The sequence below is a fragment of the uncultured Aliiroseovarius sp. genome (assembly GCF_947492455.1).
GTDB lineage: Bacteria > Pseudomonadota > Alphaproteobacteria > Rhodobacterales > Rhodobacteraceae > Aliiroseovarius.
In genome coordinates this window covers 423,467-449,912 of record NZ_CANLNB010000004.1, presented here as the reverse complement: position 1 = coordinate 449,912, position 26,446 = coordinate 423,467, and the positions used below count along the sequence as shown (strand labels likewise).

Sequence of the window (26,446 nt, the reverse complement as noted above, 5' to 3'; positions counted from 1 at the left end):
CCGATCACGATTTCCATGAGGCCGACAGCAAGTTGCAACCAGTTGCAAAACTGGCGGAGCTAGCTGCTTCTGCCGCCACTAGAAAACTCTGCCTAGCGCAAGCTGTGCCCTGCCGAGAGACGTATAAGATGACCAGTGACCACGGACTTCACTACAACAGCACGAACAACATTTCTTGGCGCGTGGAGAAGCAAGCGCTGCATCGGGTATATGCGAAGCAAGCTAGCAAGCTGAAATCTGGGCGGGCAGCGGGCAAGCGTCGCCACACCCTGCAACGCGATTTCTTCCGCAACCCGAAGGTAAAACAAGCCGCCATTCTCATGGCGACCAAGGGGAAGATTGGCCGCGAACTAACCTATACTCTGGCCCGGCAGGTGAACCCCTACACGGCCAAAGAATACGTGGTGGCCACATACCCGATGCACAAGGGCGGAGGCGGCACCCGTACCATCTGCATCCCGCCGCCGGTGCTGTCGGCAACGCTCAAAATCATCAAATCCGCATTGGACGTCGAGTTTGTCCGGTACCCTTCGCTGTATGGGGTCAAAGACTACGGCCGCGACAAGGCCGCAGAGCACATCCAACGTCTGCAACGTGAAGGCTATGAATATCTCTGGCAGACCGATATCAAAGACTGCTTCGATAGCTTCAACTTGGACGCCCTCTATGGCCTACCGCTGCCCAATAGGGTCATCTCCAACATTCTAGACACCCGTAGCACCCGTTTTTCGTTCCAAGCATTCCCTTCAAAACACGAAGCCAAGAAAGGGGCTTCGCCGGAAACGCCCAGCGCGGCAACGCCGGTAGACTGCATGGTGCAAGGCCATAGCGATATTGGTTCTGTTACCGTAGATATTGTTTGCAACACCAAAGGACCACTGGGCCTTATGCAAGGCTCCCCGGCTTCCAGTGCCGTATTGGCATGGCACCTGAATGAACTTCTCAAGACGCTGCCCCCAGTTGATGATGTTCAGGTGATCGTGTGCTTCGACAATCTTCTGATTGCCAGCCGCACCGAAGACGGCAGCCGGGCGATTAGGAACTCCTTGACCGATAGCTTGGGTCGGTGCTCTTTCGGTCCTCTGACGTTGCACGAACCTACATCCGCAGACGCGGACGGAGGTATAGAGTTCCTAGGATACAATCACCCTTCTGGCGGTTCTACCATCGGCATCGGGCACAATGCCCGTGAGCGCCTGATGCGCCATCTCAAGTCTCTTGAGGACGAGTTTGAAAAGGATAAGTTCGCCAACCCGGAGATGGAGACCTTCGAGATGTGGAATTCCCTCCTCGACTTTGCTTCAGGGTATTCCAAAGCGACCGACATTGAGGCGGAAATGGCCGAGTTCGTTGAAGCATCGTCATGGATACCGGCGATTTCAGGCGATCCTGTTTTGATGCACATGCACTGGCGTCTGTTTGCTCCGAGAACCACATCCGAAGAGACCTTTTTCGAGGCAGTACGAGACACAAAGCGGCGGCGTAAAATGAAGAGTTAGCAATCGGTTACTGTTTACCGCACCTGCCACCTTGGTATGGTTCCCCATGAAGAGAGACGAGCTTTTGAACACGATAGAAACCCTTGCTGCTGAGCAGCCCATGACCTCCATGCTGGAGCATTCCTTGCGTATCGGAGCGGGCTTCGGCTGTGCGTGGTATTGCAGCCAAAAAGAGCACTGGCTGCGCTGGCTGACTGAGTATGATACCCCCGGCGTTTATGGTCGCAAGCCGAACTCTGGCCGATCCTGCCAGTTTATCTACAATCAGCTACAGTGCCCTCCGATGGTGTTCTGGCTGGGGGAGGCCCTTGGGGTGTCCGACGCCCGCCTTACGGCGGCCTACGCGGCGGCTACGTGCGTTCGCCCCCACCATGCATGTCAGACCGCCGCAATTCGCCGGGAAATTCCGTGGCATGTAGTCGAGGTCCGTATCCAGCAGTTGTCAGAGGGAGGTGCAACCCGTTGCAATGGTCTGAAAAGATCGACCAGTGCGCCCAGCGCACAATTGCAACGGGTTGCAGCGCCTTTGATAACCGTCTGAAATACGCTCTGGGCTGAGACCGGCCCCAATTCGGGTTGCAACGAGTTGCAAAGTTTGGCCGAACTGACGAGGAGAAATTTAACATGACGATCTGGGCTGCATTCGCTTACATGCTCATCGGGGCATGGTTCTGGAAGACAATCATCCTACGGGATGTCTCGGCATCCGATGTCGCTAGATGTCGCACCGAAAGCGACCTTATCGAGGTTTGCTATAACCAAGCCACAATGCAAGCCGGAGAACGCGCACTTACGCTTACCCACCTGATCTGCAAGGGGGTATTCATCCTGACATGGCCCCTGTGGTTGTTGGTCGGCTTCATCCTCGCGAGGGTGCTCTAGGAAAAGTCCGGCGTCAGAACGCGGAACAAATGCGGCCAAGCACTGACGAAACAACAAGAAACCCGCACAGCAAAGCCTAAGCGGTTGTAAAGGTTAATTTTCAGATCAACTATTATTGGTCAAATAAATGCCATTTTCTCCTGATGGTTACATTGAAAAGCATTCCAAAGGACAGATCATAGTGTTAACCAATCTTCTGATGATAAATTTCCTGCTAGTACCAATTGCGATCGCAGGTATTCTCTATCCGTTTAAACCATTCAAGACACGTATCAGGGCGGCCAAAACCCTTGGGATACTTTTATTGTCATTTATCATTCTCGCTTTTCAGGGTCCGCCCGCAGACAAAGTTGCAACCGTTGCTGATCAAACCGAAGTCGACACGGGAACAAAACCATCCCAGTCCGCGACAAATTCGGCACCCGCATCAACCACACCTACCCCAATAGCCGAAGAAGAAAAGGCATCTGATAGGGAAGCCGCTCGACTAGCTCAAATCGACGAAGACATTCGCGACATCTACCGCGCATTCGAGACCGGAAACAGATCAGTAGTTGAGAGGATTTTTTCAAAACTTCGCCGACAAGGTGTTGACGTCGAAGAACACGCAATTGAGCTTGAAAACCGTGCTCTAGCTTCAGTCCGGCCACTTCCTGCATCTGATTACGACGGAAATATCCGTGGCTACAAGTTGCTTGTCGCGATACGCCCTGAGAACAACACCTACGCAAATAAGGTGGTTGAGTATGAACGCCGAAGACAGAACGCACGACAAGCTGTTGTGAGACGCCTAGCAGCAAAGGAAGACAAGGTTGAGGGATTAACGTTTTACACGCACCCCAATTCTCCAAGGTATCTCAATTCCCGTTCAACAGTTTATCTGTACGTTGGTCGCAAAGGAGAGGGCCAGCCGTGGCTTCGCATGAAAACTATCTACACCGCCTCAAATTGGCTTTTTGTTGAGCGCGTGACTGCTTGGCATGACGGAATAAAAGAACCATTCATTTCGGGTGTGTTTGAGCGAGACAACAATGCGAAAATTTGGGAATGGCGCGACGACATCCCGTCGGGCTATCAAATAGAGGTGCTTAGGTCTCTGGCAAATGCCAAAGAAGCAATTCTTCGGTTTGAAGGTAGCCAGTATCGCAAGGATATCACGTTGTCCGCAGGGGACAAAAAGGCTCTTCGAGAAGTGCTAATGGCTTACGACGTCATGAGGTTGGGTGAATGATATTAGGTCAAAACGCCAATTAGAGTGCTGCCTGACGCCCACACCAATGCGACAGTTTCGGTCGATTTGATACGGGAAGGTAGCTTAGCGCCACCCGTTGCAATGGTCTGAATAGTTCGATCAGTTCGCCCAGTTCGAAATTGCAACGGGTTGCAACGCCTTTGACAATCGTTTGAAATACGCTCAGAGAAGAAACCTAATCCAGTTCCGTTGAACTAGACAGTTACTTGCGCCTAACCACCACCCTAAAACACATCACTACCAATCATAATCTACTGATCGCATGTGAGCTTCCAACATCTCAACTTGTTCATGAAGCTGCTTTAATTCCTCAAAGTTTGAAGCTGTAACGCTAAACTCCGCCCCATCAGTGTAAACCACATGGTAAACAAACTCGCGCTGTTCGCCACCTAACTTGCTCCAATCGATACTTGAGCTTAAGAACTCGGTTACCTCACGCGTCGATTGAAAAACTAAGGGGCCAGTTCTGGTCAGTACATACAAGTGAACTTCCTGTGGCATTGCGGCGAGCGAACTGGCCACTTTCGCTTGGAACGAGCGGAAAGACTTCCCTCCAACGATTTCCCGAAGACCGTTGAAAGCATTCTGCTTCACTTCACTTGAAAGAGAGGCCTCTAAGCGATTGACTAGATCAAGCTTTTGATCTTCGGGAAGACCATCCGGATAGTCAATCTGCAAATCCAGCTCAGCAAATGCACGTACAATGTTCGATTTACTTATGTAAAAAAGTTCTACTTCGCGGGATCGAACATAGTCGCGTGCGGGCCCTGTGAACTCACCACAGGCCGCAATCGCAAGCATCCTTGCAGTTGGGTAAGTCGCACGCATAGGAAGAAGCTTATTGGTATCATCCCGGGCCTTGTCTTTGGAGTGTCTCGCGCCACGCCTCCAGAAGCATTCTATAAATGCTACAGGGACCCCTTTCACCTCGGGCGTTCCTCCAAGTTCAAGCACATAATCGTAGTCGACAGCGTTACCTTCGCTGTCAGGCCAAAGGATCTTCCCACCACGACAGTTTCGATCAACGTACCTATTGTCTATGAAGAGATCGAGGCTTTCGGCAACCTCTGCTAGTAGAGGCAAAACAACATGTTCTTCCCACCAATCTCCAATTATTTGCCCAAGTTTGTGTCCCGCAGATGCAACCATACCAATCTACCAATCCATGACTTCTTTTATGTGTTGACCAAGCGCTCGAGCAAGAAGGGGAGGAACCGCATTGCCCACTTGGTCGTCCTGAGTAACCCACTTTGCTTTCCGTGTGAGATTTCCAAAAAACTGATAGTCATCATCAAAACTCTGAAGACGTGCAGCCTCTCGAACTGTAGTTCCTCTTGGAACTTTAGGGTGAAGCAAATCAGTGCGGTGGTTACATGTTACCGTTCGCGCCGGGAAATCGCTGTGGATTTTATAAACGTTGATCTTCTTTGTGCGCAGGTGGTCGGGGACTTGCGAGTTGTCACCACCCTCTGGAATTGCAGCATACCTTTCTATGATGCGCTCAGAATGTGAAGTGGCTCTATGGTTGAAAATCGTGCCCGGAATACGTGAGCCGCGACGCTCTTCTTGATATGCATTGTGATAGTCCCCGGAGTGCGTTAGCAACTCTTCTCCCTGCCCTTGCTCAATATATGGTAGGTCGCTTAAAGCGTCCCAAGAAGTTACATGAGTTGGAAGATTTTCTTGGAACAAGGTTCCTTGGCACGTCGAAGAAAAGTGGCTTGGACGTGGAAAACCGATCTGCTTTCCGTCTCGTGATCCAACCAAGATGAAACGTAGGCGTTTTTGCGGAACACCATAGTCAGCAGAATTCAAGACACGGTACTCGCAACTGTATCCAATTCTCTCAAACGCCGCGACAATGGCCCTAACGACTTCGCCTTTTTGCATCGTAAGAATGCCTGAGACATTTTCAAAGACAAAGGCTTTTGGCTTTAAGCCATTCACGACCCTAACGAATTCAAGAAACATCTTGTTTCTAGGATCATCAACCATCCTACGCCCAGCAAGACTGAAACCTTGGCAAGGCGGCCCACCCACAACAAGGTCCAACTCCCCGTTGCTCAATCCCGTTCGCTCAAGGATTTCTTCTACAGGGAGTTTAGCAATATCACGGCAGATTGACGGCACATTTGGATGGTTATGGGTGAACGTCTTACACGCCATTTCATCAAAATCATTTGCAAGCAATGTGCTGTAGCCTGCTTTTCGCAATCCTTCAGTGAAGCCGCCCGCGCCACTAAACAGATCGATAGTTTTCGCGTTCAAGCTAACAACTCCTCGGATACTGCTTTGGGAATGCGTTTAAACCCACCCATGAGAAACGCCCCCCATTTTTTGTTTTCTTCTCTGATTACACCTTGCTTTATCAGTAGCGGTTTGAGCGGCACTGGTGAGAACTCAACTATGTTTCTGAACTTCACCAATCCCTCGACCTCAGACGCAGAATAGAGTTCTCTTGGAAGGCGTCTGCGTGGGGTTACGTAGCCGTCAATATTTGCTTTGGCGACCACTGAACCCCCGTTCACTCCTTGGCCACCTACATAAAAAAACAATAAACCGCCTTGAGCAATCGCATGCCGATTGTTTGTGTGCTTATAGACAGGCCAAAGACCTTGGCCTAGCCTCGATCGTACGATCTCAAATGCGGTCGTTTTATGACCAGCGTCTGAATATCCGTCTTGCGTCACTGCTATGAAAAAGTTGTCGTTTTCCAACCTGTATCGTCTTCTTCTTCTCAAGCTTTCAAGCTTAGCGCTAGAGCTGTGAACCGCAATTATGACATATATTTGCGCATGCGAGCCCAAACACACTCGGGCACTATATGTAGTTAAGCTCCAGCACGATTGGAAGAATAAAACTGCTTCAATCAGTGCGCCTGATACACGTTCCAAAAGGGTCCCAAAAGTTGGAAAATTTCATATTTGCACGACGCTAGTCGCGTCATCAAACAGGAGCAGAAGGTTTCATACGAACTTGCCCTGACATTTGCATCGTCCTTTGCTTCCAAAATTACCAAGCAAAGCGTCTACCAATCTAGGGGCACTTCAATGCCCCCGTAAGCCTCTCAACTCACAACAGAGCATGAAGGCACTGAGGCCGTCCGCCGTTTGTAAGATTGGTATGATCTCTCCCCCTCCCACACCGAGTTTGGGTGAGCAACCTAGTTACAGCCATCACGAAAGGGTGGTTTCAGGGGTGGGTTACATCTGAGCCAACCAACATATCCCATTGATGCAAAACAAATATCTAAGGTGTTTTGGTGCGGTCGGCGGGACTCGAACCCGCACGAGTGTTACCTCACAGCGACCTCAACGCTGCGCGTCTACCAATTCCGCCACGACCGCATGTCAGGCTAGGTGACGCGCTTCATAGCGAAGGGGTGGGTTATTGTGAAGACCAAAACCGACGCGCGAAAAGAATTTCCGCGTGCTTTTTGACAAGCAGCCTTTCAGGTGCCAAATGACGGTCATGGACAACGCTTTGGATATGCCCCCCGTCACGTGGGAAGTCGCCACCGATCTGGTAGATTACGAGACCGCCGTCGCCCGTATGGAAGCCCATGCCGACGCCATGGCGCGCGGCGAAGCCGGAGAGCTTATCTGGCTGTTAGAGCACCCGCCCCTTTATACTGCGGGCACCTCGGCCAATCCGAAGGATCTGGTCGCGCCGGATCGCTTCCCTGTCTATGAAAGCAAGCGCGGCGGGCAGTATACCTATCACGGCCCCGGACAGCGTGTGGCCTATGTCATGCTGGATGTCGGCAAGCGCGGGCGCGATGTGCGTGCCTTTGTGGCCGCACTGGAAGAGTGGGTCATCAAGACCCTTGCCGAGTTCAACGTGACCGGCGAACGGCGCGAAGGCCGCGTGGGTGTCTGGGTCGTGCGCGATGACAAGCCGCTGACCGCGTTGGGACAGCCGCCTGAAGACAAGATCGCCGCCATTGGCGTGCGCCTGCGCAAATGGATCAGCTTCCACGGCATCTCGATCAATGTGGAACCGGATCTCGAGCATTTCTCGGGCATCGTGCCCTGTGGGATCTCGGAACACGGCGTCACCAGCCTTGTGGATCTGGGACTTCCGGTCACGATGGATGATCTGGATGTGGCCCTGCGTCGTATATTTGATGACGTGTTTGGCGCCGATCAGCGCTAATTTGCGTCTTTTCGCGCCTGCGACATAGGTACCACTTCCATTTGGTACCAAATTGACGCAGGTTCCCCCGGAATTCGCGTCATCTGGCGCATGTGATCAAGCAAGAGGACTATTATGAAAACGATTCTCTCATCCGCAGCCATGATCATCGCTCTGTCCGGCACTGCGTTTGCCGAAGGCGATGCCGCAGCAGGCGAAAAAGACTTCAAAAAGTGCAAATCCTGCCACACCATCGTTGATGACGCAGGTGAAGTGATCTTCAAAGGCGGCAAAACCGGCCCGAACCTGTACGGCGTTGTTGGCCGTCAGGCTGGCACCGTTGAAGGCTTCAAATACGGCAACTCGATCGTAGATGCCGGTGCTGCTGGCCTGGTGTGGGATGCTGACAGCTTGGCCGCCTACATCAAAGACCCCAAGGGTTACCTGAAAGAGGTTACCGGCGACAGCAAAGCCAAGTCGAAGATGACCTTCAAATGGGGCAAGCCTGAAAACATCATCGCCTATCTGGCCACCTTCTCGGCTGAGATGCCGGCAGAAGAAGCCGCTGAGGGCGAAGCTGCCGAAGCTGAAGCCGAATCGACGACCACCAACTAAGAAACCCGACCAACAGGTCGCGTTATTGCGCTAACGGTGCGTCCCGCATGGAATTTATGTCCGCGGGACGCATTTTTTTTGGCATTTCGTTGCATTGCAGCGTTGCCCCTGACCCGTCCTGCATATTAAACACGTTAAAAAGCCGGGCAGGGTGACTCCCTGCCCTGTCCTCGTTAACCCCAAAGGGAGGGATATATGGCGGACGCAGCCATCCACGACCATGACCACCACGATGATCGTGGTTTCTTCACCCGGTGGTTCATGTCGACCAACCACAAGGACATCGGTATTCTGTACCTGTTCCTTGCTGGTCTGACTGGTTTCATCTCGGTCAGCTTCACCGTTTACATGCGCCTCGAGCTTATGGAGCCCGGCGTGCAATACATGTGCCTTGAGGGCGCACGTTTCATCGCCGATGCCTCGGCAGAATGTACGCCTAACGGCCACCTCTGGAACGTGATGATCACCTATCACGGCGTCCTGATGATGTTCTTCGTCGTCATTCCGGCCCTGTTCGGTGGTTTCGGCAACTACTTCATGCCGCTGCAGATTGGTGCACCGGACATGGCGTTCCCGCGCATGAACAACCTGTCGTTCTGGCTGTATGCCACGGGTGTTGCACTTGGCGTTGCCTCGCTGCTGGCACCGGGTGGTAACGACCAGCTGGGGTCGGGCGTTGGTTGGGTTCTGTACCCGCCGCTGTCCACGACCGAGGGCGGATACTCGATGGATCTGGCAATCTTCGCCGTTCACGTCTCGGGTGCGTCGTCGATCCTGGGTGCGATCAACATCATCACCACGTTCCTGAACATGCGTGCCCCCGGCATGACCCTGTTCAAAGTGCCTCTGTTTGCGTGGTCGATCTTCGTGACCGCATGGCTGATCCTTCTGTCGCTGCCGGTTCTGGCAGGCGCCATCACCATGCTGCTGATCGACCGTAACTTCGGTGGGACCTTCTTTGACCCGTCGGGCGGTGGCGACCCGATCCTGTACCAGCACATCCTGTGGTTCTTCGGCCACCCGGAAGTGTACATCGTGATCCTGCCCGGCTTCGGCCTGATCAGCCACGTCATCGGCACCTTCGCCCGCAAACCGATCTTCGGCTACCTGCCGATGGTTTGGGCGCTGATCGCCATCGGCGTTATCGGCTTCGTTGTGTGGGCACACCACATGTACACCGTTGGCATGTCGCTGCAGCAGCAGTCCTACTTCATGCTGGCCACGATGGTCATCGCGGTTCCGACCGGCGTTAAGATCTTCTCGTGGATTGCAACGATGTGGGGCGGCTCGATCGAGTTCAAGACACCGATGCTGTTCGCTTTCGGCTTCCTGTTCCTGTTCACCATCGGTGGTGTGACCGGGGTTGTGCTGTCGCAGGCTGGCGTCGACCGTCTGTATCACGACACCTACTATGTTGTGGCGCACTTCCACTACACCATGTCCATGGGCGCGGCCTTCTGTATCTTCGCAGGCATCTACTTCTGGTTCGCCAAGATGTCGGGCCGTCAGTACCCCGAGCTGGCAGGTAAGATTCACTTCTGGATGTTCTTCATCGGCGTGAACGTGACCTTCTTCCCGCAGCACTTCCTGGGCCGTCAGGGCATGCCGCGTCGTTACATCGACTATCCGGAAGCTTTCGCCTACTGGAACAAGATCAGCTCGATCGGTGCTATGATCTCGTTCGCGTCGTTCCTGCTGTTCATCGGCATCGTGTTCTACACCCTGCTGGCTGGCCGTCGTGAAAACCGCGCCAACTACTGGAACGAATATGCGGATACGCTGGAATGGACCCTGCCCAGCCCGCCGCCGGAGCACACCTTTGAAATCCTGCCGAAGCAGGAAGAGTGGGACAAAGGCCACTCGCACTAAGGTGAGACTGAATATGGAAAAGGCCCGGATCTTCCGGGCCTTTTTCTTTTGGTCGGAAGGGTCAGGGCAAGTCCAACCGGAACCGTTCCTGCCCCCAGCCATCCGCACTGGTTCGCGCCCGGATCCAGACCGTCGTCACGCCTTCGGGCACATCGACGCCCGATAAGCTGCGGGTAAAGGGCTGTTCATTCACATGCGGATGCGCCAGCACGCGGGTGCCCAACACCTCGCCCGCCTCGGTCTCGACCCGCCAGCCATCAGCATAGTCATCCCAGCCGGCCTCTTCATGGGTCAGGGTGACGCTGATGCTCCACCCCGCGCCACTTGCCCGCGCTGTCGCGCCGTCAATCACCGCATCATGAGCCCACACAGGCCCGGCCATCAAAAGTAGCCCCAGTATATATGTGCGCATCGCGACCTCCTGTCTTGGCCACAAGACTGCGCCCATCGCGGCGAAAACACCAATCACATGGCAGCGAGCGTGCCCTGCCCCCCTTGCCAAGCCCGCACGCGATTTGCGAAAATTCACCCGTTCAGAAAGAGGTTCCCCGATGCCCTATGAGTGGGTTCAGCCCGACGGCCCAGACGCCCCCAAAGCCGAGCTACACCTGTGGCCCTACCGGTCCCTGCCCCGGCGCGGGTTTGTGTGGATCATGGCGATGGGATTCGGGCTGATGCTGCTGCCCCTTTTAGGGGTGATTGGAACGATGGCGCTATGGGGGCTTCTGCCCTTCGGGCTGGCCGCCCTAGGTGCGCTGTGGTTCTTCATCGAGAAAAGCTACAAGGATGGTGAAATCCTTGAGGAGCTGTGCATCTGGCCCGACCACATGACCCTGACCCGCCACGGCCCACGCGGCGACCTGCAGGAATGGGACGCGAACCCCTATTGGGTCTCTGTACACCTGCACAAGTCGGGCGGGCCCATCCCGGATTATGTGACCCTGAAAGGTAATGGACGAGAGGTCGAACTGGGCGCCTTCCTGTCCGAGGATGAGCGCCCCCTGCTACATGAAGAGCTGTCGGAAAAGCTAATGCAGCTAAAGTCGCACCAATAAAAAATGCGAGGCCACGGCCCCGCATTCTTTCTCGTCGTATCTTAGGTGGTTCAGCCCAGCTTGGCCTTCACCATCGGGCCGACCTTGCCGAAATCCATCTGGCCGGTGAATTTGGCTTTCAACGCGCCCATCACCTTGCCCATGTCACGGATGCTCTCTGCGCCAACTTCAGCGATGGCTGCGGCCACGGCGGCCTCGGCCTCGTCTTCCGACAGCTGCTTGGGCAGGAAATCCTCGATCACTTTGATCTCGCCCAGTTCCTTCTCGGCCAGCTCCAGACGTCCGCCCTCTTCATAGGCACGCGCGCTTTCCTGGCGCTGTTTGACCATCTTGCCCAGAATGGCCAGCACGTCGGCGTCCGACACCTGAGTGTCCTCGCCTTTTCCCCGCAGGGCGATGTCCTGATCCTTGATCGCGGCATTGATCAGCCGCAGCGTCGTCAACCGCTCGGCGTCTTTGTTTTTCATGGCCGTTTTCAGGGCGTCATTCACCCGGCTGCGCATGTCCATGGGTCCATCCATAATCTGTGGCATTCACAAAGACGGGTGTTTACCCAAAAGCCGCAGGGCAATCAACCAATCTGTCAGGCGCTAACAACGTAAAAATTAACAGCCGTGCCTTTTCAGCACAAAGCGGCCTTGACCCGCCCCGACCGCGACACTAGGTTCGCGCCAATTTGTCGATCGGGAGTCGCCCAATGTCCGCTGCCACCGCCCCTTCTCAGGAAAATGCCAAACCCACCGCCTGTCTTGTCCTTGCTGACGGCACGATCTTCTACGGTCAGGGGTTCGGAGCCACCGGTATTACTACTGCCGAGCTGTGCTTCAACACCGCCATGACCGGGTATCAAGAGATCATGACCGATCCGTCCTATGCCGGACAGGTTGTCACCTTCACCTTCCCCCATGTGGGCAATGTGGGTGTGAACCCGGAAGATGACGAGACCACGAACCCGGTTGCTGCCGGGATGGTCGTCAAGTGGGATCCGACCGAGCCCTCGAACTGGCGTTCGACCGAACGTCTGGTGGATTGGCTGGCCAAGACCGGTCGCATCGGCATCGGGGGCATTGATACGCGCCGCCTGACCCGAGCGATCCGCCAGCAAGGTGCGCCGCATGTGGCCATCGCCCATGACCCGGACGGAAACTTCGATATCGAACTTCTGATCGCCGAAGCCCGCGGCTTCTCGGGCCTTGAAGGTCTGGATCTGGCGAAAGAGGTCACCTGCGCCCAAAGCTATAAATGGGACGAGATGCGTTGGGCGTGGCCGGATGGCTACCCCAAGCAGGACAAGCCGCGCCACAAGGTCGTCGCACTGGACTTCGGTGCCAAGCGCAACATCCTGCGCTGCTTGGCATCGGCCGGCTGTGACGTCACCGTCCTGCCCGCCACCGCGACCGCAGAAGAAGTACTGGCCCACAATCCCGACGGCGTCTTCCTGTCGAACGGTCCCGGCGACCCAGCGGCCACCGGCGAATACGCCGTGCCGATGATCAAGACCATTCTGGACACCACGGACCTGCCCGTCTTCGGCATCTGCCTTGGTCACCAGATGCTGGCGCTGGCCCTTGGCGCACGCACGATCAAGATGAACCACGGCCACCACGGTGCAAACCACCCGGTCAAAGACAACGACACCGGCAAGGTCGAGATCACCTCGATGAACCACGGGTTCGCCGTTGACGCAGCCAGCCTGCCTGAAGGTGTGATCGAGACCCACGTGTCGCTGTTTGACGGCTCGAACTGCGGGATCCGCATGGAAACCCGTCCGGTCTTCTCGGTGCAGTATCACCCCGAAGCCAGCCCGGGCCCGATGGACAGCTATTACCTGTTCGAGCGGTTCTCGGACGCGATGGACGCACGCGCCTGATCTAGGGCGTCACGCCCCACACGGCCGCGACAAAATTGCACTTATCAAACGTGATGGCGGGTTGGTTAACCCGCCATTAACCATTCTGGACCCAAGCTCGTCTGGTCTGACAGTTGAACGAGCATAAAATGCCATCTCCAGATTTACGTATCATCCACACGAATGATGCGGCTTCGGTTCAGGCAGGGATCGAAGAACACCGCGCATTCGGATCGCACGCGGCCCGACCGGTCGCCCCAGCGCAGCCAATCCCCACGCCCGCGCGCCGCAAGCCTTTGGGCCAAGTGCTGGTGGAAATGGGCGCGCTGTCCCCCGAAAACTTGTCGATGGCCGTCGCCTTGATGGCGCGCGAGGATGCGCGCTTTGGTGACATCCTTTTGGCCAATGACTGGGTCAGCCGATCGGACCTCTATTCCGCCTTGGCGCATCAATATAAGTGCGAGATCGCGGACCTGACAGCGCAGCGCCCCGACGTGCGCCTGATCGACCAGATCGGGGCCGAATTCTGCATTCGGAACGGCATCGTCCCGTGGAAACGCGCGGGTGGGGCGACCATCGTGATCTGCGCGCGCCCCGACCAGTTCGAAAGCCTGTCGAAGAACTTCCCCGCCTCGTGGGGAAAATGCTATCTGGCCATCGCGCCCGAGGAAGACATCCACGCGGCCCTTGTCGACCTACGCCATCGCAGCCTTGCCCAGCGCGCGGAAAGCCGCGTCGCCGCAGAGGACAGCTGCCGCACGTGGAGCCAAACCGCGGTGATGCGGTTCGGGTTGTCCTTGGTGCTGGCGATCAGCGCGGTCTTCGTGGTCTCAAGCTTCGCCGGGTTCGCCGTGCTGGTCGGTTGGGCCGTGCTGACGCTGATCCTGAATTCGTCCTTGAAAGCCATCGCCGCGTGGCAGTTCTGGCGCGCGCGACACGATGATGACGCCCCTGACCTCTCGCAATCGCCGCACGGGTTTCTGAAACTGCCCACCGTATCCATCCTTGTCCCGCTCTATAAAGAACGCGAGATTGCCGGGCGGTTGGTGAAGCGACTGGAGCGCCTGTCTTATCCACGCGAGCTTTTGGATATCTGTCTGGTGGTCGAGGAAGACGACAGCCTGACCCAACAAACCCTCGCCCGATCTGATCTACCCCGCTGGATGCGTCAGATCGTGGTGCCGCGCGGCGTCGTGAAAACCAAACCCCGCGCGATGAACTTCGCGCTGGATTTCTGCAAGGGCTCGATCATCGGCGTCTACGATGCTGAAGACGCCCCCGCCCCCGATCAGATCCACAAGGTCGTGCGTCGGTTCTCGGAACGCGGGCCCGAGGTCGCCTGCCTGCAAGGCAAGCTGGATTTCTATAACGCCCGCACCAATTGGCTGAGCCGCTGTTTCACTGTGGAGTACGCAACGTGGTGGGGGCTGGTCCTGCCGGGGGTCGAGCGCATGGGATTTGCCATTCCGCTGGGCGGCACCACCCTGTTCTTCCGCCGCAATGCGCTTGAGGAACTCGGCGGGTGGGACGCCCATAACGTGACCGAGGACGCGGATCTGGGTATCCGTCTGGCGCGCCGTGGATACCGGACCGAGCTGATTGACACTGTGACCGAGGAAGAAGCCAACTGCCGTGTTTGGCCGTGGATCAAGCAACGGTCGCGCTGGATCAAGGGCTACGCGATGACCTATGGCGTGCATATGCGCAACCCACGTCAACTGCGCCGCGAACTTGGCTGGTGGAAGTTCACGGGTTTCCAGATCCTGTTTCTGGGTGCGTTGTCACAGTTCCTGCTGGCCCCGATCCTGTGGACCTTCTGGGCCTTCCCGCTGGGCCTGCCCCACCCCCTACGCGGGGTTGCGCCGCACAACTTGTTGGTCGTGCTGGGCACGGTGTTCATGGCGGCCGAGCTGTTGACGATCACCGTTGGCGTGCAGGCGGTCAGCAACCCGAAGCATCGCTGGCTCAGATATTGGGTGCCCACCCTGCACTTCTATTATCCGCTGGCCTCCTTGGCCGCGATGAAAGGGTTTCTCGAGATCATGACCAAGCCGTTCTACTGGGACAAAACCCAGCACGGGAAGTTCGATCAGCAAACGGCAACGGACGAGGCGCCGCTTAGTCCCCCAGCGACGAATCCAGCTTGATCCGCGTCTCGAACGCCCGCGAGATGTGCTTTCTGAGCGCCGCACGGGCCGCATCCTGATCACGCACCTCGATGGCCGAGACGATCGCGTCATGCTCGGAAATCGCATCCTCGCTGCGTCCTTCAGCGGCTAGCGACGTGGTCGCCAACAGCGCCATCGAGCGATGGACCAGATCCAACTGTTGCACCAGATAGCGGTTATGCGAGGCCAGATGCAGCTGCTTGTGGAAGCGACGGTTGGCACGTGACAGGGCAGACGGGTTGCCCAGCAATTGACGGTCTTCCTCGACCATTTCACGCAGCACGCGGATTTCTTCGGGGGCGGCGTGTTGAGCGGCCAAGTATGCGGCCAGACCTTCCAGCTCGGCCCGCACCACGTAAAGCTCGGCCAATTGGCTGTGGTCCAGTGACGCCACGATCAGGCTGCGCCCGTCGCGAGTCAAAAGCGACTGCGTCTCGAGCCTCTGCAGCGCCTCGCGGATCGGGGTCCGGGACACGCCAAACCGCTCGGCCAGCTCGTTTTCGACCAGCCGATCGCCGGGCTTATACGTGCCCGTGTCAATCGCATCGAGGATCATCTCATACGCGTCGCGCTGTCCCTGTTTACCCTCAGCCACCATTCTGTCCTTCCGGCCTTTATTGATCCGCACAGATAAGCATGCTGCCATGAACATGGCAAACACCAAGCACGCGTCGCGACGTCGCAGAGCCTGTTTTCGTCGAATAAGACCTTTAACCTGCCCCGGCGGCGGTCTATTTTCCCACCATGGTCGCCGATCTGTTCTCTCACGTCAGTCACTGGGTTTTTGACTTGGACAACACGCTGTACCCGCCGCGGGTCCGGCTGTTTGACCAGATCGAAGTACGTATGACCAATTGGGTGATGGAAGAGCTTGGCGTCGATCGGGCCGAGGCGGATCGCCTGCGCCAGAAATACTGGCGCGAGCATGGCACCACTCTGGCCGGTTTGATGCGCGAACATGGGGTGGATCCCGGCCCCTATCTGCATGACGTGCACGACATTTCCTTCGATGCGCTGGAACCCGACCACGATCTGGCCAGCCACATCACCAACCTACCGGGGCGCAAGATTGTCTACACCAACGGTTCGGCCCCCTATGCCGAACAGGTGCTGGCCGCGCGGGGGCTATCTGGGCTGTTTGACGCGATCTATGGCGTCGAGCACGCCGATTTCCATCCAAAGCCCGACCGCGCCGCCTTTGATGCCGTCTTTGCGCGCGACGGCGTGAAGCCCGATGTCGCCGCCATGTTCGAGGACGACCCGCGCAATCTGGCCGTGCCGCACGAGCTGGGCATGAAAACCGTCCATGTCGCGCCGACGCCCGAGCCCGCCGATCACATTCACCACCACACCGACGACCTGACCGCGTTTCTGGAGCGGCTGGTGAAGTAACCAAAGGACACACCATGACCGAACATCGTGCTGACATTTTCATCTCGGGCGGCGGGATCGCCGGTCAGGTGTCCGCCGCCGCCTTTGCCGCAACCGGCTTCAGCGTGGTCATGGCTGATCCCTTCGTACCAGTTACGACTGCGAACGAGGAAAAATCCGACCTCCGCTCGACCGCCTTCCTCCGCCCCGCCCGCCAGCTGTTCGACCGCGTAGGCCTTTGGCCGCATCTGAAAGACCACGCCAAGCCGTTGGACCAATTGGCGGTGATCGACACGACGGGCTGGCCGCCGGAAATCCGCGACCGCCGCGTATTCCGCTCGGACGATATGGGCGACGAACCCTTTGGCTGGAACCTGATGAACTGGGTCGTCCGACGCGAGATCTGGGCCTATCTACAAAACCAGCCGCTGATCACACCGCTTTACGGAACGGGCTTTCGCTCGATGGTGCAGCGCACTGGCGAGATCATCGTCACCCTGACAAACGGAGACCGCATCCGCGCCCGAATGGGGATCGCGGCGGATGGCAAGTTCTCGCCCTTGCGCGAAGCGGCAGGAATCACCGTCTCCACCACGCGCTATGGGCAGAAGTCGCTGGCCTTCACGGTCACGCATGACCTAACGCACGGCAACATCTCGACCGAAATCTATAACGAGGGCGGGCCCTTCACCATCGTGCCACTGCCAAACATGGACGGCAAACCTGCCTCGGCCATCGTGTGGATGAATAAAGGTCCGCGCGCAGTCGAGCTTATGAATATGGGCGTGCCCGAATTTGAAGACGTGATGTTCCAGCGCTCGACCGGGCTGTTGGGACGGATGCATCTTCAGGGCAATCGCTCGGTCTGGCCGATTATCACGCAGACCGCGGACCAGCTGATCTCGGGCCGCGTGGCCGTCGTGGCCGAGGCCGCCCACGCCCTGCCCCCCATCGGCGCGCAGGGTCTGAATACGTCGCTGAACGACGTCATTGCCCTGCTGGAACTGGCCGAGGCCAATCCAAGCGCCCTTGGCGATCCTGCGATGATGAAAGCCTATGACGCCGCCCGCGCGCCTGACATTGCCCGCCGCGCCCGCGCCATTGATCTGTTCAACCGTGTCACGCGCTCCGGGGATGGCGTGATGCAAACAGTGCGTCTTTTGGGCCTGAAAGCGGTGCATGACGTGGCCCCCATGCGCAAGCGCGTAATGCGGGCTGGCCTTGGTCCCGCCTGACCGTGCTGCGGCACGCCGCCACATGGCAGGATTGTCGCATACCGCTTCCTGAACACATGCAGGATACACGCCTCGCAACGTGAACAGGAGACTTTATCATGGCAACCGAAGTAACCCCGGAACAGCAAGCCAAAGACGCCCGCGCCGAAAGGATTGCGTTCATGATCATTGGCGCAATCATCGCTGCCCTCGTGGCGGGCTTTCTTCTGAAAGGCATTGTGGGCGTGGGGCTTGTCGCCCTCTCGACCGTCCCGGTAATTTATCTGCTGCTGGTCACCATGGCAGGCGGCAAAGCGTAAGCGCGCAGGCCCAACCGGCAAAAACAAAACGGCGCGCAGGATCTGCGCGCCGTTTTGGATTCTACAGAACTTTCTTCAACGCGTCCTCAAGCCGGGCCACGCTGGCATCGACATCATAAAGCTTGTCCAGCCCGAAGAGGCCCAAGCGGAAGGACGAATAGTCGTCGCCCTCGTCCACCATCAACGGCACACCCGCCGCGATCTGGACACCTTCGGCAGCAAAGGCTTTGCCCGCCTTGATGTCCGGGTTCGCGGTATAGGACACGACCACGCCGGGGGCTTCAAATCCTTCGGCGGCCACGGATTTGATGCCGTTCTCCGCCAGCAATGCACGGACACGGCGTCCTTGCTCCCACTGCGCGTCGCGCAGCTTTTCAAACCCGTAGTCCTTGGTTTCCAACATGGTATCACGGAAAGCCCGCAGCGCGTCGGTGGGCATCGTCGCGTGATAGGCATGCCCGCCGCCCTCGTAGGCCTCCATGATCGACAGCCACTTGCCCAGATCCACCGCGAACGAGGTCGAGGTCGCGGCTTTCGCCATGTCCCGCGCGCTGTCGTTCATCATCACGATCCCGGCAGACGGCTGCGCCGACCAGCCCTTTTGCGGGGCCGAGATCAGCACATCCACGCCAGTCGCCTTCATGTCGACCCACGCACAGCCCGAGGCGATGCAATCCAGAACGAAGATCCCGCCCACGCCATGTACGGCCTCGGCCACGGCGGCGATATAGTCATCGGGCAAGATCATCCCCGAGGCAGTTTCCACATGCGGGGCGAACACGACGTCTGGCTTCTCTTCCTTGATCTTCGCGACGACCTCGTCAATCGGAGCGGGGGCGAACGGCGCATCCGGGGCATTGCCCACGCGGCGCGCTTTCATCACGGTTTCCGCGGACGGGATCGCCCCCATCTCGAAAATCTGGCTCCAGCGGAAGGAAAAGAACCCGTTGCGAATGACCATCACCCGCTTCCCGGTTGCGAACTGGCGCGCGACAGCCTCCATCGCGTAGGTTCCACCACCGGGAACAAGGGCCACGGCATCAGCGTTGTAGACCTCTTTCAGCGTGGTTGAGATGTCGGTCATCACGCCCTGAAAGGCTTTGGACATGTGGTTCAGAGATCGGTCAGTGAACACGACCGAGAATTCGAGCATCCCATCAGGATCAATGTCGGGCAGAAGTGCGGGCATATAGGGTCTCCTTCACTGTACCGGACCACCGTGACCCAGATCGCGGGCACAGGGAAGAGGTCAAATCGGCCCAGGGCGCCGTTCTTCGGACAAAAGCACGTTGGCCTCGACATCCCCCACGCCCGGCATGGTCATGATCCGACGGCGCAACACGCGCTCGAAGTCTGCGATGTCGCGGGCCACAACGCGCAGGCGATAGTCATAGAGGCCCAGCACGTGTTCGACTGTCTGCACCTCGGGGATCGCAGATACAGCGCGTTCGAAATCGTCCAGACTGACACGCCCCTTGGTGGCGAGCTTTACACCCAGAAACACGGTCACGCCGAACCCCAGTGCCTCGCGGTCCAGATCAAGCCGCCGTCCGGCAATCACACCAAGATCGGTCAGGCGCTTGATACGGCGCCACGCGGCGGGTTGGCTTAGCCCGACTTCGCGCCCAAGGGCACCAGCGGATTGTGTGGCATCCTCGGCCAGCAGGCGCAGCAGGGTCAGATCAATCTCGTCAAACTCGGTCATAGCGGCAGGCTTTCATCCGATTTGATTCGCGCCACATGCATCAAGGCCTCGATGTCGGCGATATGCGGCAGCGCCAGAATTTGGTCGCGGTAGATGCCTTGATAATGCGGCATGTCGCGGGCGATGACGGACAGGCGCACATCGACGCGCCCGACGAAGGTCTGGATCTCGATCACTTCCCGAATGGCGCGGGCCGCTTCAATGAAATCATCAAAAGCGCGGGGCTGGGTCTTGTCGAGCGTCACCCGCAGGCTGACCTCGACCTCATAGCCCAACGCGCGCCAATTGATCACCGCGCGCGGGCCCCGCAGGATTTTCTGATCGCGCAGCCGTTCGACGCGACGCGATAGGCGTGCTGCTGACAAACCCACCCGGTCTGCCAACTCGGACCCGCCGAGAGTCGGGTCCGCCTGCATTTGTCTTAGAATGCGTCTGTCAAGATCATCGAGCATGATTTCTTCACTATTACATCATCTAGTGAATAGCTACCCCCAACTATTCGCACTAAATGCCCGTTATTCATCTCGAATGCAGCGCAGTCATGCCTATGATGCGACCTGAAAGAACAACCCATGCAACGGAGCACCCGATATGCGCGTTTACTACGATCGCGATTGCGACATTAACCTGATCAAAGACAAAAAAGTTGCCATCCTGGGCTATGGCTCGCAAGGCCACGCTCACGCGCTGAACCTGCGCGACTCGGGCGCCAAGAACCTTGTTGTTGCCCTGCGCGAAGGCTCGGCCTCGGCCAAGAAAGCTGAAGCTGAAGGTCTGGAAGTCATGGGCATCGCCGAAGCCGCTGCTTGGTGTGACGTCATCATGTTCACCATGCCCGACGAACTGCAGGCTGAAACCTACAAGAAATACGTTCACGACAACATCAAGCCGGGCGCAGCGATTGCATTCGCTCACGGCCTGAACGTTCACTTCGGCCTGATCGAGCCGAAAGAAGGCGTTGACGTGATCATGATGGCCCCCAAAGGCCCGGGTCACACCGTACGCGGCGAATACGTCAAAGGCGGCGGCGTTCCCTGCCTAGTGGCTGTTGACACCGACTCGACCGGCAAAGCGCTGGAAATCGGCCTGTCCTACTGCTCGGCCATCGGTGGCGGCCGCTCGGGCATCATCGAAACCAACTTCCGCGAAGAGTGTGAAACCGACCTATTCGGCGAGCAGGCTGTTCTGTGCGGCGGTATCGTCGAGCTGATCCGTTGCGGTTTCGAGACCCTGGTTGAAGCCGGCTACGCACCGGAAATGGCTTACTTCGAGTGTCTGCACGAAACCAAGCTGATCGTTGACCTGATCTATGAAGGCGGCATCGCCAACATGGATTACTCGATCTCGAACACTGCAGAATACGGCCAGTACGTCACCGGCCCGCGCATCCTGCCCTACGAAGCCACCAAGAAAGCCATGAAAGAATCGCTGGAAGACATCCAGACCGGTAAATTCGTGCGTGACTTCATGCTGGAGAACGCTGTTGGTCAGCCGACCATCAAAGCTGCCCGCCGTCACAACGACGAGCACCAGATCGAGGTTGTCGGCAAGAAACTGCGCGACATGATGCCTTGGATCTCGGCCGGCAAGCTGGTTGACCAAGAAAAGAACTAAGACCTGAACACGGTCACGCGGTGGGTTGATTTCCATCGCAACAAAAGATCAAGTGGGGCGTCCGACACCGGGCGCCCTTTCTTCTTTGCGCATCACTGCGAGGTTCCATGACCGACAATCCTACCACCCGCGACTGGGCGGGCGTCATTGCCCTTGGTCTGATCTGGGGCGGCACCTTCATGGTCGTGGCTATCGCGCTTGAAGGGTACGGCCCGGTGACAGTCGCCACGTCGCGCACCACTTTGGGCGCTGTAGCGTTGCTGGGGTTGGTCATGGCAACGGGGCGCAGCATGCCAAAATGGGACGCCACATTGTGGTGGATCATCTCGATCGTTGGCATTCTGTCCACCGCGTTGCCTTTCGTGCTGCTGAGCTGGGGGCAACAATACGTCCCGTCGGCCTTTGCTGGTCTCTCTATGGCCTCGATCCCGTTGATGGTGTTGCCCTTGGCGCACTTCTTCTCGGACGAACCTCTGAACATGCGCAAATTCATCGGGGTCACCTTAGGGTTCTGCGGTGCTTTGGTTCTGATCGGACCGGGGCTGGCGCAGCTTGGGCAAGGGACAGAACCCCTGGCGCAACTGGCCTGTATCGGGGCCGCGCTATGCTATTCCATCGCGTCGATCCTAACGCGCCGCTGCCCGCCGATTGATCCGCTGGTATTGGCGGCGCTGACACTTGTTGTTGGATCGGTTGTCCTGTTCCCAATCATGCTGATGACCGAAGGATGGCCGGCATGGGAAGGCACCCGCTCGGGGCTGGCAATCGTCGCCTTGGGGCTTTTACCGACAGCGCTGGCAACACTTCTGCGCGTCGCGATCATCATCAGTGCAGGCTCGGTGTTCATGACACTGGTCAACTACCAAGTGCCCGCGTGGTCGATGGTCTTCGGCGCGTGGATCCTGTCCGAGGCGCTTCCGCTACGCTTCTTCGCGGCGCTCGCCCTGATCATGAGCGGGTTGGCAATCAGCCAATGGTACAGCCTGCGGAAGATGTTGGCGGGGCGCTGAACGCGCCGCGGATTTCGTGAATTTCGGCAATCGTGATACCCTGCCTAATGGGGAGGATTGTCATGGAACGAAGAACGCTTATTACACATGCAAGCGCAGCTGCTATTTGCGCGCCCAACCTGCTGCTTGCCAGTGAACGCGACCGTGATCGCCGCATTCAGGCAGCCCGCATTCACCTTATCCGCAACGGCAGCCGCATCCTGCCCATCATGCTTCTTGCGATGACGGCTGCAGGTCCACTTGGCTGGAATTTGAGGAAAAGCTATCCCCAATTTCCCGTCGCATCCGCTCTGCTCGGAGCGCTGGGGCTGAACGCTCTGCGGACAATGCTGCCCGACCGTCTGGCCGGAGCTGTGCCGTGGGGGGATGTCTTTCTGTATCAAAACATACTGACAATACGTCCGATCAAAGACGCACCACTTCCGAAGAAATGCGCCGTCACACATGACGATGTAGAGTGGCAGATCAGACAACGTGCCAAGAAGATCGTGCTAAATAACGTCCCCGGCCTTGATGCCTTGTTCAGGACACGGGTTGGCCGCGCCTATGCGACGCAGGCCGAGCTGATCGTCTTCCTTCGCCCCACGCTCATCCAAGAGCCATAGGGGGCGGGCTTAGGTGACGGCCTCGACCTCGGCGACGATGCCGTCGACGACCTGCGACAGAAGGGCGTCATCTTCGCACTCCGCCATCACGCGGATCAGGGGTTCCGTGCCGGACTTGCGGATCAGAAGCCGCCCTTTGCCGTTCAGCCTGCCTTCCGCATCCGCGATGGCGGCCTTCACGCTGTCGGCCTCTAGCGGGGTTTGGCCCAAGGTGTAACGCACGTTTTTCAGCATCTGCGGCACGGTCTCGAAGACCTGACACAGTTCAGACGCAGGCTTGCCGGTTTCGACCATGCAGGCCAAGAACTGAAGCCCCGCCAACAGACCGTCGCCCGTGGTCGCGTAATCCGTCATCACGATGTGACCGGACTGTTCGCCGCCCAGATTGTAGCCGCCCGCCCGCATCGCCTCGACCACGTGGCGGTCGCCCACCTTGGTGCGCAGAAGCTCCAGCCCTTGCGCGGCCATGTGACGTTCCAACCCCAGGTTCGACATCACCGTCGCGACCAGCTTGCCGCCGCTGAGGCGCCCTTCGGACGCCCAATGCGTCGCGAACAGCGCCATCAGCTGATCGCCATCCGCCACCTGACCCTTCTCGTCGATGATCATGATGCGATCCGCGTCGCCGTCCAGACAGATGCCCAGATCCGCGCCGTGTTCTACCACAGTGCGCGCCGCCAAAGCAGTGTCGGTCGAACCGCAGCCTTTGTTGATATTCGTCCCATCGGGCGAGACCCCCACGGGGATGATCTCGGCCCCCAGTTCCCACAGGGCGTCAGGCGCCGCGCGATAGGCCGCGCCATTGGCGCAGTCGATCACGACCTTCATGCCGTTCAGACGTTTGTGCTGCGGGAAGGTGGTTTTCAGATACTCGGTATAGCGCTGACGGGCTTCCTCGATCCGCTTGGCGCGGCCGATGTTCTGCGGCTGCACGGGGTCGACGCCATCGTGCACCATGCGCTCGATCTCGGCTTCGGCCTCGTCCGACAATTTGAAGCCGTCGGGGCCAAAGAACTTGATGCCATTATCATGGAACGGATTGTGCGAGGCCGAGATCATGATGCCCAGATCCGCCCGCATCGAATGGGTTGCGCGCCCGACGGCCGGTGTTGGTACCGGCCCCAGAAGCAGCACGTTCATCCCGGTCGAGGTCAGACCCGCCGTCAGCGCGTTTTCCAGCATATAGCCCGACAGGCGGGTGTCCTTGCCGATCACCACCCGGTGCCCGTTGGAATGGTCGCGGCGGAAGTGGCGCCCCGCAGCGGCCCCCAGCTTCAACGCCATCTCTGCTGTCATGGGCCAGGAATTTGCCAGCCCACGCACTCCGTCGGTTCCGAAGAGTTTTTCGACCATACTGCCGCCTTGTTCTTACTTTTTCTCGGTCATGGCTGCGTGAAGGCGCAATGCCTGCCGTGTTTCAAATGTGTCATGGACCCGCAAAATCTGCATGCCCTGCGCGATGCCATGCATCGCGACGGCCACGGATCCGGCAACCCTGTCGCGGGCCACCCCGGCCTGTCCGATGGTGCCGATGAAACGCTTGCGCGACACACCCAGCAGCACTGGAAGACCCAGATCATGTAGCAGCGACAGATTACGCAGCAAAGTCACATTGTGTTCCAGAGTCTTACCGAATCCGATGCCCGGATCGGTGATAATCCGCTCACGTTTGATGCCTTTACCCTCGGCAAAGCTAATGCGCTCTTCCAAATAGTCCATCACGTCGAACAACACATCGTCATAGCGCGGATCGTTCTGCATGTCCTCGGGCCGGCCCTGCGAATGCATCAAGCAGACGGGCGCGTCACGTTCGGCCACAAGGTCGGCAAGCTCGGGATCGAAGGTGAAGGCGGACACATCATTCACAATATCCGCGCCTGCATCCAACGCGGCCTCGGCCACGCGGGCTTTGCGCGTATCGATCGAGATCGGGGTGGTCACGCCCGCTGCACGGATCGCTTCAATCACCGGCGCGGTACGCTGGATTTCTTCCTGAATGGCCACCTCTTCCGCGCCGGGACGGGTGCTTTCCCCGCCAATGTCCAGAATGTCGGTATCGCCAGCCATCTGGCGGGCGCGGGTGACGGCGGCTTCGATCGTGTCCAACTCGCCCCCGTCCGAAAAGCTGTCCGGCGTCACGTTCAGAATGCCCATCAGACGCGGCTGGTCCAAGGTCAGGCCGCACAGCGTCGGACGCGGGGCGCTGAGGCGTTGAATCGCGGCGTCATCCAGATCGGCCAGATCGACCGTCTGCACTTCCCCCCCGCGCTGGCGCTCTAAGACCTGATCGAACCAAAGGCTGTCGCTGCCGCACAAAGATTGACCCGAGAACGGACGGCCCGTGCGGGCAATGGGCTGAATGCGTTGGCTCATGACAGATCCTCCAACATGACAGAATGCGAGTCGATGCCCGGCGTGTCCGGGGCGTCGCAGCCCACCCAAAGGATCTGGCAAGCCTGCACTTGTTCGGAGAACCACAGGGTCAGATCGGGAAGAGAGATCGCGACGGGCGCATCCACCGCGTCCAGCACCATCTTGGACGGCGCCCAGACGCTAAGCTGTCCGTTCTTCAGCCCCCAATCCAACTCGGTCCGCGTGCCGACCGGAACAGCACGCGGGTCAATGGTCGCCAGCTGCCATGCCGCCTGATCCGCCTGAAGCAGCACGATGTTGCGCGCGGCCCAGCTGTCTTGCACCAGCGGCAGCTCCGCATCGACGATCAGGATGGTCGGCGCGCCGTCTTCCTCGAATTGATCAAGGAAGGTCGGCAGCCCCTCGTCATTCAAGGCGTTCGAGGACAGGAAGACCAGAATGGGCGCCGGGGCGTCCTGAGCCTCGACCTCGGCGTCACCACTATTACGGTCGCGGACGATCTCGACCCCCAGCTTACCGGGACCACGGTCCAGCTTCTCAATCCGCACGAACACGCGCTGGGGCTGCGGGGCCAGCAGCAGACGCTGCGCGATCCGTTCGGCCAGAGTTTCCAGAAGGTTCAGGCGCTCGGCCTCAAGCTCGGCCATGATCGCTTCGGTGATCGTGTCATAGGACAGGATGTCGTCCACATCGTCCGTGTCGGCCCCGCCGTGCTCGGCAACCTCGACTACCACGCTGAAGCTAAGGCGCTGGGTCACGCCACGTTCGGCCTGAAAAGCGCCGATTTCCACGTCGACCACATGGTCGCGCACGGAAATACGGTCGGCAGGCGTGTCCCCTGCCATGGCGCGCGCACGTGCTTCTAAATCAGAAAATGCCAAGCTTGCCTCGGTCATCGCATGTCCCCTTTA

The 26,446-nt window shown here is 58.1% G+C and carries 26 protein-coding genes and 1 tRNA gene; 14 read left to right on the top strand and 13 right to left on the bottom strand.

What is annotated here, in order from left to right; genetic code table 11:
* Positions 1-128 precede the first annotated feature (128 nt).
* On the top strand, positions 129-1,499 hold the full coding sequence (locus Q0677_RS12080) for a hypothetical protein (protein WP_298910098.1): 1,371 nt from the start codon (positions 129-131) through the stop codon (positions 1,497-1,499).
* Positions 1,500-2,508: 1,009 nt separating this feature from the next.
* Positions 2,509-3,612 carry a hypothetical protein gene (locus tag Q0677_RS12075; RefSeq protein ID WP_298910095.1) on the top strand — a complete coding sequence of 368 codons (1,104 nt, stop codon included), beginning with the start codon at positions 2,509-2,511 and terminating at the stop codon, positions 3,610-3,612.
* Positions 3,613-3,870: 258 nt separating this feature from the next.
* On the opposite strand, the gene Q0677_RS12070 is transcribed toward Q0677_RS12075, so the two are convergent.
* The 4 genes from Q0677_RS12070 to Q0677_RS12055 form a co-directional block, all read right to left on the bottom strand.
* Positions 3,871-4,782: a hypothetical protein gene (locus Q0677_RS12070; RefSeq protein WP_298910092.1), complete on the bottom strand. Its 912-nt coding sequence runs from the start codon at positions 4,780-4,782 to the stop codon at positions 3,871-3,873.
* Positions 4,783-4,788: 6 nt separating this feature from the next.
* Positions 4,789-5,901 (bottom strand): DNA cytosine methyltransferase, encoded by a 1,113-nt coding sequence (locus Q0677_RS12065; protein ID WP_298910089.1) that lies wholly within the window; start codon positions 5,899-5,901, stop codon positions 4,789-4,791.
* Positions 5,898-6,350, bottom strand: coding sequence for a hypothetical protein (locus tag Q0677_RS12060; protein ID WP_298910086.1), 453 nt, complete (start codon positions 6,348-6,350; stop codon positions 5,898-5,900). Before Q0677_RS12060 ends, Q0677_RS12065 begins: the two co-directional genes overlap by 4 nt.
* 543 nt (positions 6,351-6,893) lie before the next feature.
* Positions 6,894-6,980, bottom strand: a tRNA-Leu gene (locus Q0677_RS12055).
* 124 nt (positions 6,981-7,104) lie between these two features.
* Between Q0677_RS12055 and lipB the strand changes: the two genes are divergently transcribed.
* From lipB to Q0677_RS12040, 3 genes are all read left to right on the top strand, one after another.
* Positions 7,105-7,788 carry a lipoyl(octanoyl) transferase LipB gene (lipB, locus tag Q0677_RS12050; RefSeq protein WP_298910083.1) on the top strand — a complete coding sequence of 228 codons (684 nt, stop codon included), beginning with the start codon at positions 7,105-7,107 and terminating at the stop codon, positions 7,786-7,788.
* A gap of 114 nt (positions 7,789-7,902) precedes the next feature.
* On the top strand, positions 7,903-8,382 hold the full coding sequence (locus Q0677_RS12045; RefSeq protein ID WP_298910080.1) for a cytochrome C: 480 nt from the start codon (positions 7,903-7,905) through the stop codon (positions 8,380-8,382).
* Positions 8,383-8,577: 195 nt separating this feature from the next.
* Positions 8,578-10,251, top strand: a complete 1,674-nt coding sequence (locus Q0677_RS12040) for a cytochrome c oxidase subunit 1 (RefSeq protein WP_298910077.1) — start codon at positions 8,578-8,580, stop codon at positions 10,249-10,251.
* Positions 10,252-10,312: 61 nt separating this feature from the next.
* On the opposite strand, the gene Q0677_RS12035 is transcribed toward Q0677_RS12040, so the two are convergent.
* A complete protein-coding gene (locus Q0677_RS12035; protein ID WP_298910074.1) occupies positions 10,313-10,663 on the bottom strand; it encodes a hypothetical protein in 351 nt (116 codons plus the stop codon).
* Between the two features lie 139 nt (positions 10,664-10,802).
* Between Q0677_RS12035 and Q0677_RS12030 the strand changes: the two genes are divergently transcribed.
* The gene (locus Q0677_RS12030) at positions 10,803-11,306 is read left to right on the top strand and encodes a DUF2244 domain-containing protein (RefSeq protein ID WP_282181419.1); all 504 of its coding nucleotides are present in this window, start codon (positions 10,803-10,805) and stop codon (positions 11,304-11,306) included.
* Between the two features lie 50 nt (positions 11,307-11,356).
* On the opposite strand, the gene Q0677_RS12025 is transcribed toward Q0677_RS12030, so the two are convergent.
* Entirely contained in the window at positions 11,357-11,815 is a 459-nt protein-coding gene (locus Q0677_RS12025; protein ID WP_298910470.1) for a GatB/YqeY domain-containing protein, read from the bottom strand.
* Positions 11,816-12,003: 188 nt separating this feature from the next.
* On the opposite strand from Q0677_RS12025, the gene carA reads away from it, so the two are divergent.
* A complete protein-coding gene (gene carA / locus Q0677_RS12020; RefSeq protein WP_298910069.1) occupies positions 12,004-13,176 on the top strand; it encodes a glutamine-hydrolyzing carbamoyl-phosphate synthase small subunit in 1,173 nt (390 codons plus the stop codon).
* Positions 13,177-13,304: 128 nt separating this feature from the next.
* Positions 13,305-15,302: a glycosyltransferase family 2 protein gene (locus tag Q0677_RS12015; protein ID WP_298910066.1), complete on the top strand. Its 1,998-nt coding sequence runs from the start codon at positions 13,305-13,307 to the stop codon at positions 15,300-15,302.
* Here the strand turns inward: Q0677_RS12015 and Q0677_RS12010 are convergent.
* Positions 15,274-15,918: a GntR family transcriptional regulator gene (locus Q0677_RS12010; RefSeq protein WP_298910064.1), complete on the bottom strand. Its 645-nt coding sequence runs from the start codon at positions 15,916-15,918 to the stop codon at positions 15,274-15,276. The two genes, Q0677_RS12015 and Q0677_RS12010, sit on opposite strands and share 29 nt — an antisense overlap.
* Positions 15,919-16,067: 149 nt before the next feature.
* Between Q0677_RS12010 and Q0677_RS12005 the strand changes: the two genes are divergently transcribed.
* The 3 genes from Q0677_RS12005 to Q0677_RS11995 all read left to right on the top strand — a co-directional run bounded on the left by Q0677_RS12005 (position 16,068) and on the right by Q0677_RS11995 (position 18,228).
* Positions 16,068-16,715, top strand: a complete 648-nt coding sequence (locus Q0677_RS12005) for a pyrimidine 5'-nucleotidase (protein ID WP_298910063.1) — start codon at positions 16,068-16,070, stop codon at positions 16,713-16,715.
* Between the two features lie 14 nt (positions 16,716-16,729).
* Positions 16,730-17,929: an FAD-dependent monooxygenase gene (locus tag Q0677_RS12000; protein ID WP_298910060.1), complete on the top strand. Its 1,200-nt coding sequence runs from the start codon at positions 16,730-16,732 to the stop codon at positions 17,927-17,929.
* Between the two features lie 98 nt (positions 17,930-18,027).
* The gene (locus tag Q0677_RS11995) at positions 18,028-18,228 is read left to right on the top strand and encodes a hypothetical protein (RefSeq protein WP_298910057.1); all 201 of its coding nucleotides are present in this window, start codon (positions 18,028-18,030) and stop codon (positions 18,226-18,228) included.
* A gap of 61 nt (positions 18,229-18,289) precedes the next feature.
* Here the strand turns inward: Q0677_RS11995 and Q0677_RS11990 are convergent, their stop codons facing one another.
* From Q0677_RS11990 to Q0677_RS11980, 3 genes are read right to left on the bottom strand one after another with little or no spacing between them, the layout of a single operon-like run.
* Positions 18,290-19,417 (bottom strand): aminotransferase class V-fold PLP-dependent enzyme, encoded by a 1,128-nt coding sequence (locus Q0677_RS11990; protein ID WP_298910054.1) that lies wholly within the window; start codon positions 19,415-19,417, stop codon positions 18,290-18,292.
* A 60-nt stretch (positions 19,418-19,477) separates the two neighbouring features.
* Positions 19,478-19,933, bottom strand: a complete 456-nt coding sequence (locus Q0677_RS11985) for an Lrp/AsnC family transcriptional regulator (RefSeq protein WP_298910052.1) — start codon at positions 19,931-19,933, stop codon at positions 19,478-19,480.
* Positions 19,930-20,385, bottom strand: a complete 456-nt coding sequence (locus Q0677_RS11980) for an Lrp/AsnC family transcriptional regulator (protein ID WP_298910049.1) — start codon at positions 20,383-20,385, stop codon at positions 19,930-19,932. Before Q0677_RS11980 ends, Q0677_RS11985 begins: the two co-directional genes overlap by 4 nt.
* Positions 20,386-20,524: 139 nt before the next feature.
* Between Q0677_RS11980 and ilvC the strand changes: the two genes are divergently transcribed.
* The 3 genes from ilvC to Q0677_RS11965 all read left to right on the top strand — a co-directional run bounded on the left by ilvC (position 20,525) and on the right by Q0677_RS11965 (position 23,162).
* A complete protein-coding gene (gene ilvC / locus Q0677_RS11975; RefSeq protein WP_298910047.1) occupies positions 20,525-21,547 on the top strand; it encodes a ketol-acid reductoisomerase in 1,023 nt (340 codons plus the stop codon).
* 107 nt (positions 21,548-21,654) lie between these two features.
* Positions 21,655-22,557: a DMT family transporter gene (locus tag Q0677_RS11970; protein ID WP_298910044.1), complete on the top strand. Its 903-nt coding sequence runs from the start codon at positions 21,655-21,657 to the stop codon at positions 22,555-22,557.
* Between the two features lie 62 nt (positions 22,558-22,619).
* On the top strand, positions 22,620-23,162 hold the full coding sequence (locus Q0677_RS11965; protein ID WP_298910041.1) for a hypothetical protein: 543 nt from the start codon (positions 22,620-22,622) through the stop codon (positions 23,160-23,162).
* A gap of 9 nt (positions 23,163-23,171) precedes the next feature.
* On the opposite strand, the gene glmM is transcribed toward Q0677_RS11965, so the two are convergent.
* From glmM to Q0677_RS11950, 3 genes are read right to left on the bottom strand one after another with little or no spacing between them, the layout of a single operon-like run.
* On the bottom strand, positions 23,172-24,515 hold the full coding sequence (glmM, locus tag Q0677_RS11960; RefSeq protein WP_298910038.1) for a phosphoglucosamine mutase: 1,344 nt from the start codon (positions 24,513-24,515) through the stop codon (positions 23,172-23,174).
* A 15-nt stretch (positions 24,516-24,530) separates the two neighbouring features.
* The gene (folP, locus tag Q0677_RS11955) at positions 24,531-25,535 is read right to left on the bottom strand and encodes a dihydropteroate synthase (protein ID WP_298910035.1); all 1,005 of its coding nucleotides are present in this window, start codon (positions 25,533-25,535) and stop codon (positions 24,531-24,533) included.
* Positions 25,532-26,431 carry a dihydroneopterin aldolase gene (locus tag Q0677_RS11950; protein WP_298910032.1) on the bottom strand — a complete coding sequence of 300 codons (900 nt, stop codon included), beginning with the start codon at positions 26,429-26,431 and terminating at the stop codon, positions 25,532-25,534. The genes folP and Q0677_RS11950 overlap by 4 nt, the downstream gene beginning before the upstream one ends.
* Between the last annotated feature and the right edge of the window lie 15 nt (positions 26,432-26,446).